Source organism: Rheinheimera sediminis (assembly GCF_004005375.1).
GTDB lineage: Bacteria > Pseudomonadota > Gammaproteobacteria > Enterobacterales > Alteromonadaceae > Pararheinheimera.
Window position 1 is genome coordinate 42,510 of the sequence record NZ_RZUF01000023.1, and the last position, 18,457, is coordinate 60,966.

The 18,457-nt window shown below is 46.3% G+C and carries 9 protein-coding genes; 4 read left to right on the forward strand and 5 right to left on the reverse strand.

Annotated features, from left to right (window positions below):
- Positions 1-27: 27 nt before the first annotated feature.
- Complete coding sequence (locus EMM73_RS15780) at positions 28-1,527, forward strand: tryptophan halogenase family protein (RefSeq protein WP_127687767.1); 1,500 nt, start codon at positions 28-30, stop codon at positions 1,525-1,527.
- Positions 1,528-2,044: 517 nt separating this feature from the next.
- On the opposite strand, the gene pulA is transcribed toward EMM73_RS15780, so the two are convergent.
- The 3 genes from pulA to EMM73_RS15795 form a co-directional block, all read right to left on the reverse strand.
- On the reverse strand, positions 2,045-6,031 hold the full coding sequence (gene pulA / locus EMM73_RS15785; RefSeq protein ID WP_127687768.1) for a pullulanase-type alpha-1,6-glucosidase: 3,987 nt from the start codon (positions 6,029-6,031) through the stop codon (positions 2,045-2,047).
- Positions 6,032-6,104: 73 nt separating this feature from the next.
- Entirely contained in the window at positions 6,105-9,008 is a 2,904-nt protein-coding gene (locus tag EMM73_RS15790; protein ID WP_127687769.1) for a TonB-dependent receptor, read from the reverse strand.
- Positions 9,009-9,369: 361 nt separating this feature from the next.
- Positions 9,370-10,995 carry a methyl-accepting chemotaxis protein gene (locus tag EMM73_RS15795; protein ID WP_127687770.1) on the reverse strand — a complete coding sequence of 542 codons (1,626 nt, stop codon included), beginning with the start codon at positions 10,993-10,995 and terminating at the stop codon, positions 9,370-9,372.
- A gap of 177 nt (positions 10,996-11,172) precedes the next feature.
- Here EMM73_RS15795 and EMM73_RS15800 point away from each other — a divergent pair, with 177 nt between their 5' ends.
- The 3 genes from EMM73_RS15800 to EMM73_RS15810 are packed head-to-tail and all read left to right on the forward strand — an operon-like array spanning position 11,173 to position 13,386.
- Positions 11,173-11,586, forward strand: a complete 414-nt coding sequence (locus tag EMM73_RS15800; RefSeq protein WP_008899223.1) for a DUF350 domain-containing protein — start codon at positions 11,173-11,175, stop codon at positions 11,584-11,586.
- Between the two features lie 27 nt (positions 11,587-11,613).
- The gene (locus EMM73_RS15805; protein ID WP_127687771.1) at positions 11,614-12,228 is read left to right on the forward strand and encodes a DUF1190 domain-containing protein; all 615 of its coding nucleotides are present in this window, start codon (positions 11,614-11,616) and stop codon (positions 12,226-12,228) included.
- A gap of 6 nt (positions 12,229-12,234) precedes the next feature.
- The gene (locus tag EMM73_RS15810; protein ID WP_127687772.1) at positions 12,235-13,386 is read left to right on the forward strand and encodes a glutathionylspermidine synthase family protein; all 1,152 of its coding nucleotides are present in this window, start codon (positions 12,235-12,237) and stop codon (positions 13,384-13,386) included.
- Positions 13,387-13,601: 215 nt separating this feature from the next.
- Here EMM73_RS15810 and EMM73_RS15815 read toward each other — a convergent pair whose 3' ends face one another.
- On the reverse strand, positions 13,602-15,050 hold the full coding sequence (locus EMM73_RS15815; RefSeq protein WP_127687773.1) for a chemotaxis protein CheW: 1,449 nt from the start codon (positions 15,048-15,050) through the stop codon (positions 13,602-13,604).
- Entirely contained in the window at positions 15,051-18,197 is a 3,147-nt protein-coding gene (locus tag EMM73_RS15820) for a methyl-accepting chemotaxis protein (RefSeq protein WP_186435259.1), read from the reverse strand.
- Positions 18,198-18,457: the final 260 nt, after the last annotated feature.

Below are 18,457 nucleotides of genomic sequence, written 5' to 3' on the forward strand. Positions count from 1 at the left end.
GGGCCTTTTTTATATCTGGAGATATACATGCCTACACCAATACGACATTTGGTTATAGCCGGAGGAGGAGCTGCCGGCTGGATGACTGCAGCTATGTTGTCCAAACTTTTTCCCCATCATTTGCAAATCACGCTGGTTGAATCTGAAGAGATTGGTATTGTTGGTGTGGGCGAAGCCACAATACCGCCGATCTTATTATTTAATCAGGCTTTAGGCATTACAGAAGCCGATTTTATTCGAGCAACTCAAGGGACCTTTAAACTAGGGATCCAATTTGAAAACTGGGGTCAGCAGGGTGATAAGTATATGCATGCCTTTGGTGATATTGGCAAAGACTTAGGGCTGACCAGCTTTCATCATTTCTGGCTAAGGGCGCAACAGCAAGGGGTCACTGATAGTTACTGGGACTATTCTCCTTGCTATCAGGCTGCACGCCGCAATAAATTTGCACCACTACACCAACTCCCCGGCACACCATTTAAACAGTTAAGTTACGCCTATCATTTTGATGCTTCGCTTTATGCTGCCACCTTAAGAAGACTGAGCGAACAGCAAGGCGTTACACGTATTGAAGGAAAAATTGCCTCTGTCACCCAGCATCAAACCAGCGGCGATATCCAGACATTGGTGATGGAAAACGGACAAGTCATTCAGGGCGATTTATTTATTGATTGTTCAGGATTCAAAGCATTGTTGGCAGAGCAAACTCTCAAAACAGGCTATGAAGACTGGTCGCGCTGGCTGCCATGTAACAGAGCATTGGCGGTGCCAAGTGCAAACTGCAGCGCTGCTGTCCCTTATACCAGAGCTATAGCACATCAGACTGGCTGGCAATGGCGTATTCCACTGCAGCACCGCACTGGGAATGGTGTGGTGTATTGCAGTGACTTTCTATCCGATGAGTCAGCACAACAGCATTTACTGAGCAATTTAGAAGGGAAGGCTCTGGCCGTGCCACGTCCAATACGTTTTACCACTGGACGACGCAAACAGCAGTGGCATAAAAACTGTATTTCGTTAGGCCTTGCCAGCGGTTTTCTTGAGCCGCTGGAGTCCACCAGTTTGCATTTAATTCAATCAGGAATTATCCGGCTGGCAAAGCTGTTTCCATCAACAACAGACTATGCCAGCCAGCGCGACCAATACAACCGACAGTCTGTCACAGAGTTTGAGCAAATTCGGGATTTTATTATTCTGCATTACCACCAGACGCAAAGAGATGATAGCGAGTTCTGGCGCTACTGCCGCACTATGAGTATCCCTGACAGCCTTAGCCACAAAATGGAGCTGTTTCGTCAAAGTGCGGTAGTGCAACGTGAGCAGGATGATCTGTTCAGTGAAGTGGCATGGCAACAAGTGATGCTGGGACAAAACTTAAAACCTCAGTATTATCATCCGCTTGCCAATCAGGTACCAGCAGAGAAACTCCAGCAGTTTATGACTGATTTGAAACTGATAGTGGCAGACATTGTCGGCAAACTACCTAGCCATCAGGCCAGTATTGAGCAGTTACTTGCCAGAGCCTGAAAAATACACTCTCAGTGCAGCGTTCGACTCAATAACAAACCCGCTTTTCGCGGGCTTTGTTTTTCAGATGGCAAGCGACGTCTTCATCCGACCTCAAATACCCAAGGTTGCTGATAATCAAACTGGCGCAGTTGCATACTCACTGTGCGGGATACGTAGCGCTACAGGGTCTTGACTAGGGTATTGGTATGGAAGTAATGAAAGGATAGGAACTGATACTGTGATAATTATCCTGATGAACTCGGGATAAGCCGCGCCACTGAATAGGCATCTTTTTACGCCTCTCTGCGTTGCTCTGTCTAGCCATAGCTTGCGATGGCGTACGACAAAGCGCCTTGAGATCCATAAAAATCTGCACATTCAGTCAGAAAAGAGTTTTGCTTTTTGAAAAGATACTTTTACTTCTCTGATTTTATTGATTAAATCAACAGAGGTCGACACTCGTTATCCCGAGTTCAGGTTAAATAAAGGTCTGATGCCCGTGAAGAAAAGGCATCAGACCTGACTTTGTAGTTAATTATTCGACTTTACTAACTCTCAACAATGGTGCCGCAGGGTCCGTTGCTCTGAAGCTGAACTTGTAATCTGCCTGTTCGGCAATTTGCAGTTTCAGATTGGAAGCACCTCTTGTCAGAGCTTTGTCTGTGTTGAGCGTGACACTTTGATCCGCTGAGCCAAAATCCACAGTAGACCAGTCTGCAGAGGCTATTTTGAACTCATGTTCGGCTACAGCCAGGTTCACTGTGACGCTATAGACGCCATCACCATCGTATTGCAGTGGATTGTTTTCACTCCAGCCATTCAGGCTACCACGCAGATAGACAGTAGTGGCCCCATAAGGCACGTATTCAGTCACTGTGATCACAGGAGCTTCAGCAGAAGCAGCGTTGACGGTAAAAGTGTAACTGGAGGTTTTAGGGATAGTAATTTTAAGGTTAGAACCACCACGACTTAAGGTTTTGGCTGCACCTAAAGTGACTTGCTGGTTGCCTGAGCCAAAGTCCACAGTGGACCAGTCAGCTGATGCAACTTTAAACTCATAGTCACCTGCCGCAATAGTGATAGTGGCACTGTATACCCCATCGCCAATATAACTCATGGCGTCAGTTTCACCCCAGCCGTTCATAGCACCACGCACATAAACTGTGGTTAAACCATAAGGAGCAAAATCAGGAGCTCCCATAGTCGCATCAGCTTTTAAACCTTCGCCCTGAGCACCATTTTGCGGTTTCACAAAAACCGCTGCTGTATAGGCCGGAACAGTGAAAGTACCTTCAGTCGCGGCTTCTCTGAAGCTGGCCTCCTGCACCATCAAATCTGCTGAAGCGGCCTGAACTGGATGTAACTCAAAACCTTTGGCTGTAGGCACAGCATGGGAAAGTTGTTCTGAAGTACCGTTGATCACCACCACCACAGCATCATGCTCAGGATCCAGATCGGTCAGGCCAGTACCATCATCTATGCTCATCACAATCAAGCCCGGCGTCAGATTTTTACCTATGTTATGAAAACCTAAACGCTCTATTACATCCTGCCCTGTGGTTAAACGGAACAAGTTGCTGCTTTTGCGAATGTTGAGGAATTCATTAAACAGATCCGATGAAAACTCAATCTCATCGCGACCTGCTTTAGCGTTGGCTTTGGTCGACACTGCAGCCATAACCGACCAGTTGGCGCGATTATCCTGGGCCAAAGGTAAGCCTATGTTCCAGTTATTACTTTCTTTAGTGAAATCAACAAAGTTAAACCAGTCGCCTGCATCATAACTATTCCGATCTAAAGATTTGGATCGCAGCAAATCATCGCCCATTTGTAAAAATGGAATACCCTGACTTAACACAGGAATGGCCAAAGCAATATTATTCACTCTGACCCGGTTTTCCAGGCTTAAATCAACGCCGGCATTATGTAATTCCAACTGTAATTTATCCCAAATCGCTTCGTTATCATGTTTGGACACATAGTTGATAATATCGGCAGGATCTTCAGCATAACCAGCAGGCTGGCTATTCCAGTTGACACCTGAGGCCATACCTGTGTTACCACGGTGATCTTCCAGCACAAAATCTTTTAAGCTACCGGCCAGACCAATTTCAATATAGTTTTGCTGTTGACGATCACCATCTTCATTCTTCTCTGTAAATAACGCCGCACTGCGCACAGCATCCCGGATACGGTCGTTAAAAGTACCCACCTCAGTTCCGGCCATATTGGCCTGACGCGCTTGTTCAAATAAACGATCATCCGCCACTTCGCCGAAATTCCAGCCCTCACCATAAAAATAGGTATCAGGGTCTACAGCGCGTACCAGCTCACGAGCGGCTAAAATATCAGCTTTCGGATGATGACCCATAACATCAAAACGAAAGCCGTCAAAGCCATATTCACGAGCCAACAACACCAACGAGTCTTTGACGAATTTATCCATCATTTTATGCTCAAGTGCCGTATTTTCGCAGCAGGTTGAACGTTCAATAGTCCCTGTTGTTGGATTGTATCTGTGGTAATAACCAGGTACTACTTTGTCGAACACTGAGTTTTCAAATACAGCGGACGAGTTGGTGTGGTTATAGACTACATCCAATACCACACGAAGACCCACCTCTTGCAAAGCCTGATTCATAGCGCGCATTTCTTTAATGCGGGCTACCCCTTCAGGATTCGATGCATAGCTGCCTTCAGGCACATTAAAGTGATGTGGATCATAACCCCAGTTAAACCCATCAGTCGCACGCATATCAGCCACTAACTGCTGAGCCAGTTCGCCAGAGGGCTGGTAGGATTTCAGCAAGTCCAGCAATACTGTAGCTGCGTTTTCCTGACCACAGACCTTAGCCGCAGCATTGACCGCACATAACTGGCCTACTGTGTCGGTAATTTCCACTCTTTTAGTGACATCTTCGTTCACCGTGGCCATATCAGTGGCAGGCAGCATATGAAAATGCGTCACACCACTTTCCGCCAGCTTTTTCAGATGCATAACGGGCGCACTGTCCATTTCAGTAAAGGCCAGATATTTCCCTCTGTTCGCTTCGCTGACACTGGTATCACGGATACTGAAGTCACGAATATGACCTTCGTAAATCACTGTATCTTCAGGATTTTTAACGGTTGGAATAGTTCGGTTTGCCCAGCCTTCAGGTTTTAAATCTTCGTCGGCCAAATTCACAAATTGACTAAAACGACCATTGGTGGACAAACTGACCGAGTAAGGGTCGGTACTTTCCACTGTTTCTACTTTTTTCGTGGCCGGATGATACACAGTCACTTCAAAACGGTAAAAGTTACGATCCAGATTGGCTTTGGTACCGCTGTAACTCCAAATGCCAGTCTTTGCATCTAAGGTCATGGCCTGAGTTGCAGTCAGAGTTTTTGCAGCGTTATAGAGTTTCAGCGCCACAGTTCTGGCTGTAGGAGCCCACAGAGCTACAGTGATTGTATCCCCCTGATAGCTGAGCCCTAAAGTGGCTTCATCGGCATCGTCGTCACCACTGGTGTACAAATCATCTAATACCTTAGCGGCCTGCACATAACTTGCCGCTGCCAGTTTGTTTTCTGCATCATGGGCGGACAACACCAGCTGATTTTTTACAATGGTTTTCGCCTGTTCCGCTGTCATAGTGCTGCGGTACGCTGGCCAGTCGGCTAAATGCGGAACCTTGGCTTTTTGTGCATCTGTCAGTTCAGTTTCTTCCAGCACCAGAGTTTGGCCATTGAGCTTATCGTCATCATCTATAGCTAAATCAGCATTCGCTGAGTGGTGTAATTGCACCTTTGTAGCCATAGTGCGGTCCACATTCCAGACGAAAGTGTTCGCATCAAGCCAATGAGCCGCAGAGTTTGCGATGGATACACCTAAGGCCAGCAAAGGAAACTCAAACACTGAATTCACGCCTGAGAATGTAAAATTCATCCGGGCAAACTTTTCATCTGACTTAGGCCCTAGTGGCATCTTCTGATCGCCACCGCCCATTTCTTTGCCAGCGTCGTCCGTACCTATATGGATCAGGAAGTTACCGCAGGCGCCTTCCACACCAGCCACTCCATCTTTTAACTCCAGTACCCAGTAAGCACCATAGTTCGGGTCGACCGCAGTATGGACCAGACCATTGTCCCAGGATGCTGCCAAAGAACTGTCTTTGTAGGCATCGCAGGCATCATTATTCCAGGTATGTAAACGGTAACCGTTGTAGTTGCCGTCTGCTCTTTTATAAAACAACGCAGCCTGACCAGGAGCAGGGAAAAACGCCGGCTCAGGCGCATTGGGGTCAACCCCAACTATACAGCTTTCATTTTTTGCATCCGGCACTGTAGGTGCTTTACATTTTATCGGCGGTGGGTCAATACAGGCTGTACCTGTGGCATTCGGAATTTGTGGCACATTACAGGTCAGCAGTTTAGTACCGCCTTCTACAGAATCCTCGCCACCACCGCCGCACGCGGCCAGTGTCAGCGCAGCCAGCCCCAAGAGAGCCAGCTTTAAGCTATTTATGATTTGAAACATAGTTATCGAACTCCAATCAATTCTTGTTACGAGCACCAGCTCTGAGGCTGAGTGCTGAAGCTGTCACTCAAGGTCAGAACCTATAGTTCGCACCAACAAAATACTGGCGGCCAAAAAACTGGATAGTGCCTGTGTTGGCTTCATTGCCAAAATAACTTTTGGTCGGTTCATCCGTCAGGTTGTTCACCTGGAACAGCACGCCCAAATTGTCATTTATCTGATATGAGGCCTGATAATCAAACACCATTTCGCCATCAAAGTTCACGGTCTGAGCTTCTACAGCCACCTGCTCAGACACAAAGTTGTCGCGGTAACGACCACTGAGTCGGGTTTCAAAACCTTCGTATTCCCAAAACAGCGTCGCTGTCATGACGTTTTTCGATAAACCGGGCAAGGTAATATCTATAGTCTGAGCCCCTAAGCTGACTTGCTGTTGAATTTCACTTTCGGTGTAAGAGTAACTGCCACTAAAACCTAAGCCTTGCCAAAAGGACGGCAGAAATTTAAATACCTGGGTGTAGGCAATTTCAGCACCACGGATGTAGCCACCTTTGTCGTTGTTGACTGCAGTGGTGTAATTGCCAGGTTTAGTCTCTATGGTGGAGCCGTTTTCCCGGACTATAAAATCAGGGATAGGAAAGCCTGCTGCTTTGAAGTCAAAATCAGCAATAGTGAAGGTGTTAATGAAAGATTCAATATTTTTGTAAAATACAGCAGCAACAAAAGCACCGTCTGTTTCAGTAAAGTATTTCTCGTAAGAGAGATCATACTGAGTGGCATAAAAAGGCTTTAAGAAGGGGCTATTTGAACTGGAGCCATTTACCTGCCCCGTCAGAGTATCCACTGTATAACTGGTATTGGAGGCTAAACGGTCAATAGGTGGACGTGACATCACTTTCGCCGCCGCAAACCTTAGTTGATCGCTGTCTGTAAGTGCAAAGTTCAGGTTCAACTGGGGCAGATAATCCCTGTAGGTCTGACCAATAATACTGGGCTTGTAGTGGGTATTCACCAAACCTGCTTCATCGGTAATATTCTGCGCACCTAAAGTAGCGTCCCCACCCACATTTGTTAAATCAGTAGCGTTTTGTTTGGTTTCTACCATACGCACACCAATGTTCCCTGTAACAGGAATAGAAAATACTTCAGTGTCCAGATTGGCCATGACATAAGCAGCCATCACATCTTCATAGACTTCGCCGCTTTGTAGCACAGACCAGGCTGTGTCAGGGCCTCCTGTCACACGTTGAGATTCCAGAACCCCTGTTTTTCCTGTTCCCCAGGTTTGTACTGGCTGCGGTATACCTTGCGGGAACCAGGCGTTCAGCGCTTTATTTAAATCAATAGCCAGATAACTTGGAAAGTGAGAGAAATTACCACTGAAATCTACCATCTCAACCATATCGTCTGTTAAACGCAGCGGTGGCTGTGAACTTAAAAAAGCACCGTCTGAGCCATATTCAAACACTTGGCGGTCGTTGGAGTATTCACGCTCTGTGTAGCGCACTCCAGCCTCTATAGACGATATAAAGCCTGCATTTTCAAGCTCGTACTTTCCATCCAGCTTAATCGCATTCACTTCATCTGAGTTGATGTAAGGGTAAATGCCATATTTACTGACCATCACTCTGTCGATATCAGTAAAAGCTGCTTCCTGATTAAAACCTACATCAGGCAGATTCAGACCGTTCAGTAAATAACTGATGGACACATTGCTATCCAGCACAGGATTAGCCACAGTGGCGTCTTCAGCCACTAAACTCCACAACAAACCGTTTTTGAACACACTGTCGGCAGAAGAGTGCGATAAGTCGAAGTTTAACGTCAGTTGGTCTGTTGCTTCAAAATCAACATTAAAACCGAAACTTTGCACTTCGTCATTGTCGGTATTGTCATCATTCACCAGCTCAACTCTGGTATTACCATTGGTTTTACGGTTAAAAGTACCGCCAATAACCAGATTGTCATTGAGCACCGGATTACCTATAGCAGCACTGTCCCCTTCCAACTTGACGCGAAAGCCGCGGGCGAAGGCTTCAGTGTCAAACTTAGATAAAAAAGCGTCGGCCTTCACCGTTAACTTGTCTGTAGGGATCCATTCAATAGCAGCCATGTAACCATTGCGGGTCTCTTCACCGCCGCGGTGCTGCATCTCAAAGCCCTCACTGATCAGCTCATTCGGCGAGCTTTCATCAATACCATCGACATCCAGCTGTTTGTTATAGGCCAAACCAACAAATTGAGTAGATACGCTGGGTTGATACAAACGGGCAAAACCCAGAGCTACGCCTAATGTGTCCTCCAAAAATTTGCCTTGGTAAGAAAAACTCAACCTATCCCCTGTTTCCTGACCACCTGGAATTTCATCGGCTCTGTCGTTCATCATGCCACGGGCGTTGACTGTGAAATTATGGGTTTCTTTGGCTTTTAATGGACTGGCGGTTTTTAACTCGACAGTGCCAGCCACACCACCTTCAATCAGTGACACTTTTGGAGATTTATACACTGCTGCGGATGAGATCAGCTCAGAGGGATATTGTTCAAATTCAATATTACGTTTACCACTGGTGGAGACCTGCTCACGACCATTTAAGGTAGAAAACACAAAACCACCAGCCATACCACGAATGTTAATTTCCGACGCCTGACCACCGGTACGCACCGCAGAAATACCAGGTAAACGAGTTAAGGCATCCGCCATAGAAACATCTGGCAAAGCACCTAAATCGTCTGCAGAAATAGCTTCAACTACGGTGTCGGCAAAACGTTTATCGTTCAGTGACTTGATTAAACTGCTAGAAAAGCCTTTGACTTCAATGACTTCAACTTCTTCTCTGGTTTTGCTGGTGTTCGAACCCGCACTGACCTGATCTTGCTGTTGTGTGAGTTGCTGATTTGCCTCTGCCGCGCTGATGCTGCAACTAAAACCTGCAGCAGCAATAGCAAGCGTCAGCAAACTATGCTTATAGTTTGACATGCCTCTTGTCCCCAATTTGGATTGTTATGGAGCTTCCCTGTACCACAAGATCAGAAGACGCTCTGGTTTTTATAAAATGTTCCGTGAACAGTTATTAACCAAGCTGAGGCGGCTCACAACATGAATACGTATTCAGACCCCGACTGTCGCTATAAAGCAGTGCAACAGGTATTTTTTGCACTAAAAAAGCACAAAACAGCAAAGCGCAGATCAGGAGTTTTGCCGCAGTTTGCTAGCATTTAACAGACATAGTGCTTGATTTCATCGAATGAGGAAGGTTTAGCAGTGCGGTGCCATTGCACTGCTTTAGGTAATACAGGCGCAGAGCTTGCGATCCATCCAAGCTCTGGCGTTCAGACATTTATACTTTGTAGGACGAGGCCTGCTGCTGTAATCGGGCAGCCAGCTGAGCCAGTGCACCGCTGGCATCCGCGCTGTGGGTCGCGCTGCGGCTGATTTCGCCGATACTGACACTGAACTCGCTAATATTTTTGTTAATTTCCTCCGCCACCAGGGTTTGCTCTTCTGTGGCTGCGGATATCTGTACATTCATATCCACTATGGTAGCCACAGCAGATTTAATATCTTCCAGCACCACACCAGCTTCCTTAGTCGTGGCCACGCTAACGCTGGCATAGTGGCCCGATTGTGCCATCGCCTGCACAGCATCCCGGGCAGAGGCTTGCAAGTTATCAATCATAGCGCGAATAGATTCTGTGGCTTTTTGCGTATTAGTCGCCAGAGTACGGACCTCGTCGGCAACCACAGCAAAACCCCGACCAGCTTCACCAGCCCGGGCAGCCTCAATAGCCGCATTCAGTGCCAGTAAGTTGGTTTGACCCGCAATAGTCTGGATCACAGCCAACACTTGGCTTATTTTCTCCGACTCACCATTTAATTGCTCTATCACCAAGCTGGCACCATCAATCACAGTCGACAATTGTTCAATAGAACCTACATTGTGAATGACTTTTTGATAGCCCAACTGAGTTTTCTGGTCGGCGTCATTCGCTTGCTCTGAAGTTGCCAGCGCGCTGCCTGCCACCTCCTGAATAGCAGCCGACATTTGATTCACTGCAGTCGCAATCAGATTGACCTGCTGTTCCTGCTCAAACGCTGTGCCACTGACTTGCTGACTGATCTGGCTCATTTGCTCTGAGGCGGCTGCCAGCTGCGACACCGCATCGGAGAGTTCGGTGAAAAAGCGGTGCACACGACTGATGGTTTGGTTAAAGGCAACTGCGGTCAATGCAATTTCGTCAGTGCCGGTGACATCGGCCCGCACCCTCAAATCAGATTGATCGCCAACCACAGAGATAGTTTGCTGCAATTGATACAAAGGATTGTGGATAGATCGATAAATTAACCAGGATAAGACGCCCAAACAAAGCAACACCAGCAGTAAGGCGAGCACAAATAACTGCATAAAAAACTGATACTGAGCAGCAGCCTGTAGCTTAAATTTTTCCGCTTCTACCAACTGAATATCAATTAAACCAGCCAGAGAGGCACTTAAAGGATCTGCCAGTTGATAAAGCTCTGAATTAAAGTCCTGCCCGCTGCGTTTTATCAATGAACCGTCCGCTATCAGCTGCTGGTAGGTGCGCAACTTTTGTTGAAACACCATCATTTGTTGTTTAGCTTTGTCGGCCAGCCTGGCTTCTTCTGCGGTTAAGCTGGTCGCCAGATAGGCCAGCCACACCTGGTCAGCCAATTGCGACTGTTGCTGCAACTGCTGCACTGCATCAGAAGCAGTGATCAGTTCACCCCGGTATTTATGTAGCAAATCAACAGAGGCTACCGCATAGGCATCAGCCACTTGTTTAATTTGTTTCAGTGGCACCACCCTGTCTTCATAAATACTGGTGGCACCTGCACTTAAATGCCCCATTTCCCTGACCGAAATCAAACTAATGGCAACTAACACTAATAATGGTATACAGACCAATAACAACAAGCGGATTTTTACCGACATTTGATTTAACATAGCAACAAGCCCCTTAACAGATCAGTAACTTAGTTATTCGATTGACCTATTGAGCATAGTCCAGAACTTGCTGCATCAAGGGATTCATACAACAAACCTTTGGATTCAGTTGTTGCCTTTTGCCTGGCTTTTCTGGATCATCGGCAGAGCACACTAACTTAAAGAAAGGATTTTATAATGAGTGATACTTTATTAGCCTCTGTGGCAGGTTTCCCAGACTTTATCAGTTTCTTTTTTCTGGCCATTTTGTTGGTGGCTTTGTTTTGTCGTTTTTACACCTGGATCACGCCACACGACGAATTAGCCTTAATTAAAGAAAATAACAGTGCTGCCGCTGTGGCTTTTGGCGGTGCTTTGATTGGTTTTGCCTTGCCATTATCCAGCGCTATCACTCACTCACTGTCGTTAGCCGACTGTGCCATCTGGGGTGCTATAGCTCTGGTGGTGCAGGTGCTCACTTTTGGCGTAGTACGTTTTGCGCTGAAACAACTGCCGGAACGTATTAACAAAGGCGAGGTCGCGGCTGGTGTGTTTTCTGCTGGTTGTTCTATCGCCATAGGTTTGATTAACTCAGCCAGCATGACGTATTAACCTGCATAACCTATTGAGGAGTCACTGATGAAACAAAAAGTGCTTAAACGCAGTAAAAAGGCAGCTTTAGTGTTAATGGTGCCTACTGCAACTTTTTTAATGGCAGGCTGTGGTCAGGAAGAGGCAGTACAAACTGCCGCTTTTGAAACTGTCGATCAATGCGCAGCTTTTTATAATCCTGAGCAGTGCCGCGCAGATTTAGGCCAGGCCCTGGCTATGCATACGCAAGTTGCGCCTAAATACACAGACAAAGCCGCTTGTGAAACGGACTTTGGGGTAGGCCAGTGTGAAACTCCGGCTCAGGCCGCAGCAGCTGCAGGCACAGAACAAGTGCCACAACAAGCTCAGGCCTCCAGTGGCGGTTTTTTTATGCCCATGATGATGGGCTTCTTAGCAGGCCAAATGTTGAACCGTTCAGGCGGCCAACTAAAGCAGCCGGTGCAGGCGCAGCCTTTGTATAAATCAAGGGACGACCGCAGTACTTTCCGTACTGCAACCAATACGCCTGTTGCTAAAGGTGTGGGCCCAACCTATATCAAACCGTCCTCAGTTCAACCTAAACCAGCTGGTATGGTCAATAGAGGTGGCTTTGGTGCTCAGGCACAAAAACGCTCCAGCTCAGCCAGTAGTTTTGGTGGTTAAAAACGCATGAAAAAAGTAGCTTGTGACGAGCGCCCCGGCTGGCGCTCTTATGCTGAATCTGTTGGCTTTGAATTCCATACCTTTGATGGAGAGCCCTATTGGGATGAAACTGCCTATTACCAGTTTAACCTGAGCCAGATAGAACAAGATTTAGAACAGCCTACAGAAGAGCTGCATCAAATGGCTGTCGACCTGGTGGACTATGTGATCCGCGATGAAGAAAAACTGCAGCAGCTCGCTATACCAGAGAAGTTCTGGGATTTTGTTGCCGACTCCTGGCGCAACAAAGCGCCGTCTTTATACGGCCGGCTGGATTTAGTCTACGACGGTAATGGCCCGGCTAAATTGCTGGAGCTGAACTACGACACCCCAACTTCTTTGTTTGAAACTGGTTTTTTCCAGTGGGTCTGGCTGGAAGATCAGCTGATGCGCGGTAAAGTGCCACAAGGTGCTGATCAGTTTAACTCCTTGCAAGACCAGCTTGAAGCCGCTTTTGCTGAGTTGCCTTTGGCTAATCCTTTGTATTTTGCTTCTGTAGCCAACAGTATCGAAGACAAAGGCACAGTGATGTATCTGATGGATATTGCTAAACAAGCTGGACTCGACAGCCGTTTTATCGAACTGGAACAGCTGGGTGAAGCCAGTGGTCAACTGGTGGATCTGGACGGTTACGCTATAGAGGGCTTGTTTAAGCTCTACCCATGGGAGTTTATGCTGCAGGAAGACTTTGCGTCCGTCATCTTAAGCAGCCAAACCCAGTGGCTGGAACCGGGCTGGAAAATGTTGCTGTCGAACAAAGGTATATTGCCTTTGCTGTGGCAAAAACATCCAGGCCATCCGAATTTGCTGGAAAGCCATTTTGAACAACCAGGCCAAAGTTTTGGTGCGGGCTGGGTGCGTAAACCGCTGTTTTCCCGCGAAGGTGCTAATGTTGAATTAGTGACTCCAAGCGGCGAAAAAATCAGTGAGCCAGGCCCATACGCCGACTCACCCTTTATCCGCCAAAAATTCCAGCCGTTACCCAAATTTGGCGACAGCTATACCATGATCGGCAGTTGGGTGGTAGGCAACAGCGCTGCTGGTATTGGTATTCGCGAAGATAACTCACTGATCACCAAAGACAGTTCACGCTTTTTGCCGCATATAATTTTGGATTGATTTTAAAACTCTGGTTACGGCTTAGCGCGGCCAGAGTTTTCATCCTGACTCATGACTGAGTACTCAAGTGCGGGTGGGTCATAGGCGCCCCCCAACGACCTGAACATAAAAAACAACCAGATGATGCAGTTAAAAACTGCTGTGCTAAAGCCCGGTACTATCAGGATTGGGTGTCTTTGCTGCTTCAGCAACATGCAAGGCCTGACGCCCTTGGTTTAATCAGACTGCTTGATTAAGGCTAACGAAGGTACAATTCCCTGAATGAGCTGACTACAAATACTAGAAAAATCGATACAAGTAACCATAGGTTGTTTTGGTCTGCTAATTTTGACCACTGCGGTGCGGATATTTTGTGCTGATGACTCGTCGATGCCAAACTGAATAGCTGTTTTTGCTTTTTCAATACCTGTTAATTTTTCCACAGCAAAGCCGTAGCGGTGACCTTGCTCCTCAACCACCAGAATAATCATTGTTCTGGCTGAATCTTGCTCAGCATCCAGTTTAAATAAACGTGTTAAATCAAAAACACTAATAGCACTGTCCCGATATAACATTAAACCGCAGCTCGATTCCGCATCTTGTTGCCAAAATTGATGAGACTGCCAAGGCAAGATTTCGACGATCTGCACTAAGGGAACAGACAGTTCACTTCCCGCTTCAAAAATAACCAGATCTTCACCGGAGTAACTTGCTTGCGTGTTGTTTTGTTGCTGCGCTGTAGCTTTTGCAATAGCACTTAACTCTTGATCAACAAGGAGCTTTTCCGCATCTACTTCAATAAAATAGTCGGTCATTTGCTCATTGGTTGAAGCGCTAAAACCAAATTGTTTGTTACAAAATAAGCCTTTAAATTTATCCTGAAATGGCAGACTCATGGGCGGTAAACTTGCTGTTTCAGTAGCGGCCATTTCAACAACATCAATAATTTCTTCAACCAGTAAAGCAACAAAGCCTGTATCCAACTGGATGACAAAAGCCTGGTTAGTTCGGTGTTTTACTCTGCTATTCAAGCGACACCAGGCTAAAAAATCTACAGCTGGAATTTTTACCTGCTGAAAAAGTATGGCGCCAATCAGGTAATCATTCTGTACATCCATCGGCACTATCTCTGGATTGAGTACTGTGCTGTAGACACTTATGGCGTCCAAGGCAAAAAAGAGCTGACCGCATCGGGCCAGCATCATTGAGCGTAGAGGCCTATTCTGATGCACATCCACTTGGCGTTGAAAACTAACCACAGGAATGTGCAGACTCAACACCACAGCTTCCGCATCAAGCAGCAGTACTGTTTGTTTACAGTCTTCCCGATAAAAGCCGCCTTTGATAATATTGCCAGGTAATGCCAGCTCTTGCGCTGTGCTTGTAACATGAAGCTCTTCAAGCGCCACTATGCCTTCCACAGCTTCTGTAACAAAGGCAAAGACACCAGCGTGCATTTGCACTACAGCAACACTATTCAGCCTTGCTGGCTGCTGGTGGTAATATTGCAACAGATCAATGACAGGTATTACATTACCGCGAATGTCGATACAACCGCGGATGGCTTTATTGGCCGAGGGCCAGCCCTCCAGAGCCTGACATGGAATAACTTCAATCAGCTCTTTTATGGGTAAAGCCAAATGCCAGGGACCATGCCTGACAATACCGACTTGCGACAGAGACATTTACACCCCCGTTACGGCTTTCATATGGTCGATAATGCTGCAAATCTTGCTGGCTGCAACAGATTGTTGTTCAGCCAAGCTACGGATACCAACAAACTCTGTATTGGTGTGCATCGCGGCTGAGGCCACAGTATCAAATTGCTGCTGTGCCTCGACTGAGTCTCGTTCTCCAGTCTCTGAATGCTGCAGCGACGCGTCGATCAGCAGGGTAATTTCTCTGGTGGCAGAGGAACTTCGCTCAGCAAGTTTTCTTACCTCACTGGCCACGACAGAGAAGCCAATCCCATGCTGCCCGGCACGAGCGGCCTCGATAGCGGCATTAAAAGCCAATAAATTCGTTTGATTGGAAATGTCAGTAATCACTTCCAAAATATCCTGTACTTTTTTCAGATTTTTGTGCATCTCTCGCAAGGAGATTAAAGAATGCTCCAGCGACGCTTTTCCTTTCTGACCCGAGGCCAGAAAAAATTCCGCCTGTTGTCGAGCTGCATTAATTTTTTGATCCGTAAGCTGCATACCTTGCACTAGCGCGTCCATTTCATCCGACATCTGTACAGATTGATGCACTATTCTCTGTTCAAGCTGAACTTCTTTGGTGACATCATAGGCATATTTGATGATTTTGGTTACTTTGCAATTTAAATCAAAAATAGGGTTGTAGGTTGCCTGGATCCACACATCACGATTGTATTTACCGACCCGGTGGAAACGCCCGGTGATAAATTCCCCTTCATTCAATCGTTGCCAGAAACTGCGGTACTCTTCGCTGTGTGTGTACTCTGCGGAGCAAAAAATGCTGTGATGATGACCTTGTACTTCACGTAACGTGTAGCCCATAGCGGTGAGGAAATTTCTGTTGGCGTTATGTACATTCCCATCTAAGTCAAACTCGATCACGGCCAAACCTTTATTGATAGCCGCAACCTTGGCTTCAAACTCTGCATTGCGCTGTTTCAGCTCGGTTACATCACTGGCAAATTTAACTACTTTGACGACTTTACCCATATGATCAAAGACCGGATTGTAGGTTGCCTGAATCCAAACATCCCGCCCTGTTCTGGTCAGGCGCTTAAATTCACCGCTTTGATATTCGCCACGCGCCAAATGATCCCAAAATGTCTGATATTCAGTGGATGCAGCTTCATCCTGAGTTATGAAGATCCTATGATGCATGCCACGGATATCCTCTAACCTGTAATTCATCAGGTTTAAGAAGTTATCATTAGCGGTTAACACTTTGCCATGCACGTCAAATTCAATCACTGCCTGAGAGCGTTGAATAGCCGTGATTTTTCCTTCGTTATCCATCCGTTCACGTTTTAAATCCGTGATGTCTTTGCACAGTACCAACACTTTATGGAGCTGGCCATCCAGTCCCATAAGCGGACTGAATACCGCATCAAACCACACCTCACCTCTGCTGCCTTTGCAACGAAACTCTGTGGTACTAGATTTACCGTCGCGCAGTAAAGTCCAGAGATGTTGGTGCTGTGCTATATCGCGTTCATCGTCATATAAGAAATCATTTTCGGCTCTGCCAATTAAATCCAGCTTGCTGTAACCGAGCGCTTTTTCAAATAAGACATTGGCCGATTGAATATAACCAAGCCGATCAAACTCAAACAAGCAGTTGCTTTTTGAAACGGCATCGAGCTGAGTCTGAACCTCCAAATGTTGTAACTTTTCCGCCGTAATGTCGGTGCAAAATTTAACCACCTTCACAACTTGACCATCTAAATTGAACACCGGGTTGTAACTAGCTTGTAGCCAAACAGGTCCACCGGATTTATTCAATCGCAAAAATTCCCCCTGGATTGTCTCTCCTTTACTTAACTTCGACCAAAATGCTTTATATTCCTGCGATTGCGCTTCCGTTTTGTCGACGAATAGTCTGTGATGCTGGCCTTTTATTTCTGTTTCGCTATAGCCAGTCGCCTTGAGAAAGTTGGTATTTGCAGCCAGAACAACGCCATGGGTATCAAACTCTATAATCCCCTGTGCACGGTCTATCGCTGTTAAACGTGCTTTGTTATCCAGTGCCGCTAGTTTGTCAGCGGTGATGTCTATAGCCAACTCAACAATCTTGTAGGGGAGCCCATCTATGCCCAAAACCGGTGTATAACTCGCCTGAAACCATACAGGTATGCCACGACTATCGTAATAATGAAACTCACCTTGTTGCTCTTCACCAGCCTTTAGTTTTTGCCAAAACACTTCATAATCGAAGCTATTGGCATAGTCATCAGACACAAAAATCCGGTGATTTTTGTGTCTTAATTGTTCGTGACTATAAGACATCACCTCGAGAAAACGTTTATTGGCGCTGAGGATTTGGCCCTGTAAATCAAACTCTATTAAAGCAAGGCTATGATTCAGAGCCTGCTGCATGGCATGCTCCTCCAACGCTTTAAGTTTGTCCCGCGTAATATCCCGGGCAATTTTTATCACCTTATAGATAGTACCTTCCTGATCGTACACCGGACTAAATACAGCATTAAACCAAATAATATCGCCTGATTTCGTGCGGCGTTCAAATTCTCCGCTTTGCGTTTTACCTTCTTTCAGTTTTTGCCAGAACTCATCATAAGCAGCACTGCTGGCAAACTCAGGTAAACAAAACATGCGTTGGCATTCGCCTATGACTTCGGTTTTCAAATAACCCATTTTTTCCAGAAAAATAGAGTTTGCTGTCACCACTGTGCCATCAGGTTTAAACTCGACAACTGCCTGAGTATTATTAATAGCGATAAGTTTAGCGTTATCTTCTAAAGCTTTATGGCTGTTATCCGTCACTTTACAGGCAATACAAAGAATGCGTTCCAATACCTCCTGGTTGTAATGCGGCAAAAATGAAGCGTGCAAATACTGGGTGCCACCATCTGCTTTATAAAACAAACAATCAGCAGAAACATGTTTGCCATTGCGAATGCCCTGCCACCAGTACTCGAAGTCAACATCATGACCAGAAGGGTCCAGTAGCTGACGGATTGATTTACCCGCTAAGTCAGCGGCACTGTAGCCTAATAAATCGCAAAAAGGCTGATCAACCTCTTTGATAAAGCCATCCTGATTGAGCTCCAGCATAGGGCAATACTGGTATAAGGTCGCGGCAAAAGTCTCTAAACGAGGTCCTGATGTTTGTTGCATAGCCATATTTACCTCTGAGTACGCGGCGTTGAGAGTGTAAGGTATGAAGGAGTGAATTCGAGCAAAGATACAATCAGGTTAGAACAGCATGGCTGAATTGCAATTGACCACAATAAAATTTAACGATCCCTTAAGTTCAGTACTAGGTTTCTCGCATAGTCCATTGCATGGAGAGTATTCTGCCGACATGGATAGAGCTGCTTTGCTTCTTATGCAACATTCTAGGCCTGACCCTGAGGTATCTCTTTGTCACTTATTTA

What these genes read in the sequence shown, in the direction of transcription:
- EMM73_RS15780 (WP_127687767.1), top strand. Translation starts at nt 28, where the DNA reads ATGCCTACACCAATACGACATTTGGTTATAGCCGGAGGAGGAGCTGCC.
- pulA (WP_127687768.1), bottom strand. Translation starts at nt 6,031, where the DNA reads ATGTTTCAAATCATAAATAGCTTAAAGCTGGCTCTCTTGGGGCTGGCT.
- EMM73_RS15790 (WP_127687769.1), bottom strand. Translation starts at nt 9,008, where the DNA reads ATGTCAAACTATAAGCATAGTTTGCTGACGCTTGCTATTGCTGCTGCA.
- EMM73_RS15795 (WP_127687770.1), bottom strand. Translation starts at nt 10,995, where the DNA reads ATGTTAAATCAAATGTCGGTAAAAATCCGCTTGTTGTTATTGGTCTGT.
- EMM73_RS15800 (WP_008899223.1), top strand. Translation starts at nt 11,173, where the DNA reads ATGAGTGATACTTTATTAGCCTCTGTGGCAGGTTTCCCAGACTTTATC.
- EMM73_RS15805 (WP_127687771.1), top strand. Translation starts at nt 11,614, where the DNA reads ATGAAACAAAAAGTGCTTAAACGCAGTAAAAAGGCAGCTTTAGTGTTA.
- EMM73_RS15810 (WP_127687772.1), top strand. Translation starts at nt 12,235, where the DNA reads ATGAAAAAAGTAGCTTGTGACGAGCGCCCCGGCTGGCGCTCTTATGCT.
- EMM73_RS15815 (WP_127687773.1), bottom strand. Translation starts at nt 15,050, where the DNA reads ATGTCTCTGTCGCAAGTCGGTATTGTCAGGCATGGTCCCTGGCATTTG.
- EMM73_RS15820 (WP_186435259.1), bottom strand. Translation starts at nt 18,197, where the DNA reads ATGCAACAAACATCAGGACCTCGTTTAGAGACTTTTGCCGCGACCTTA.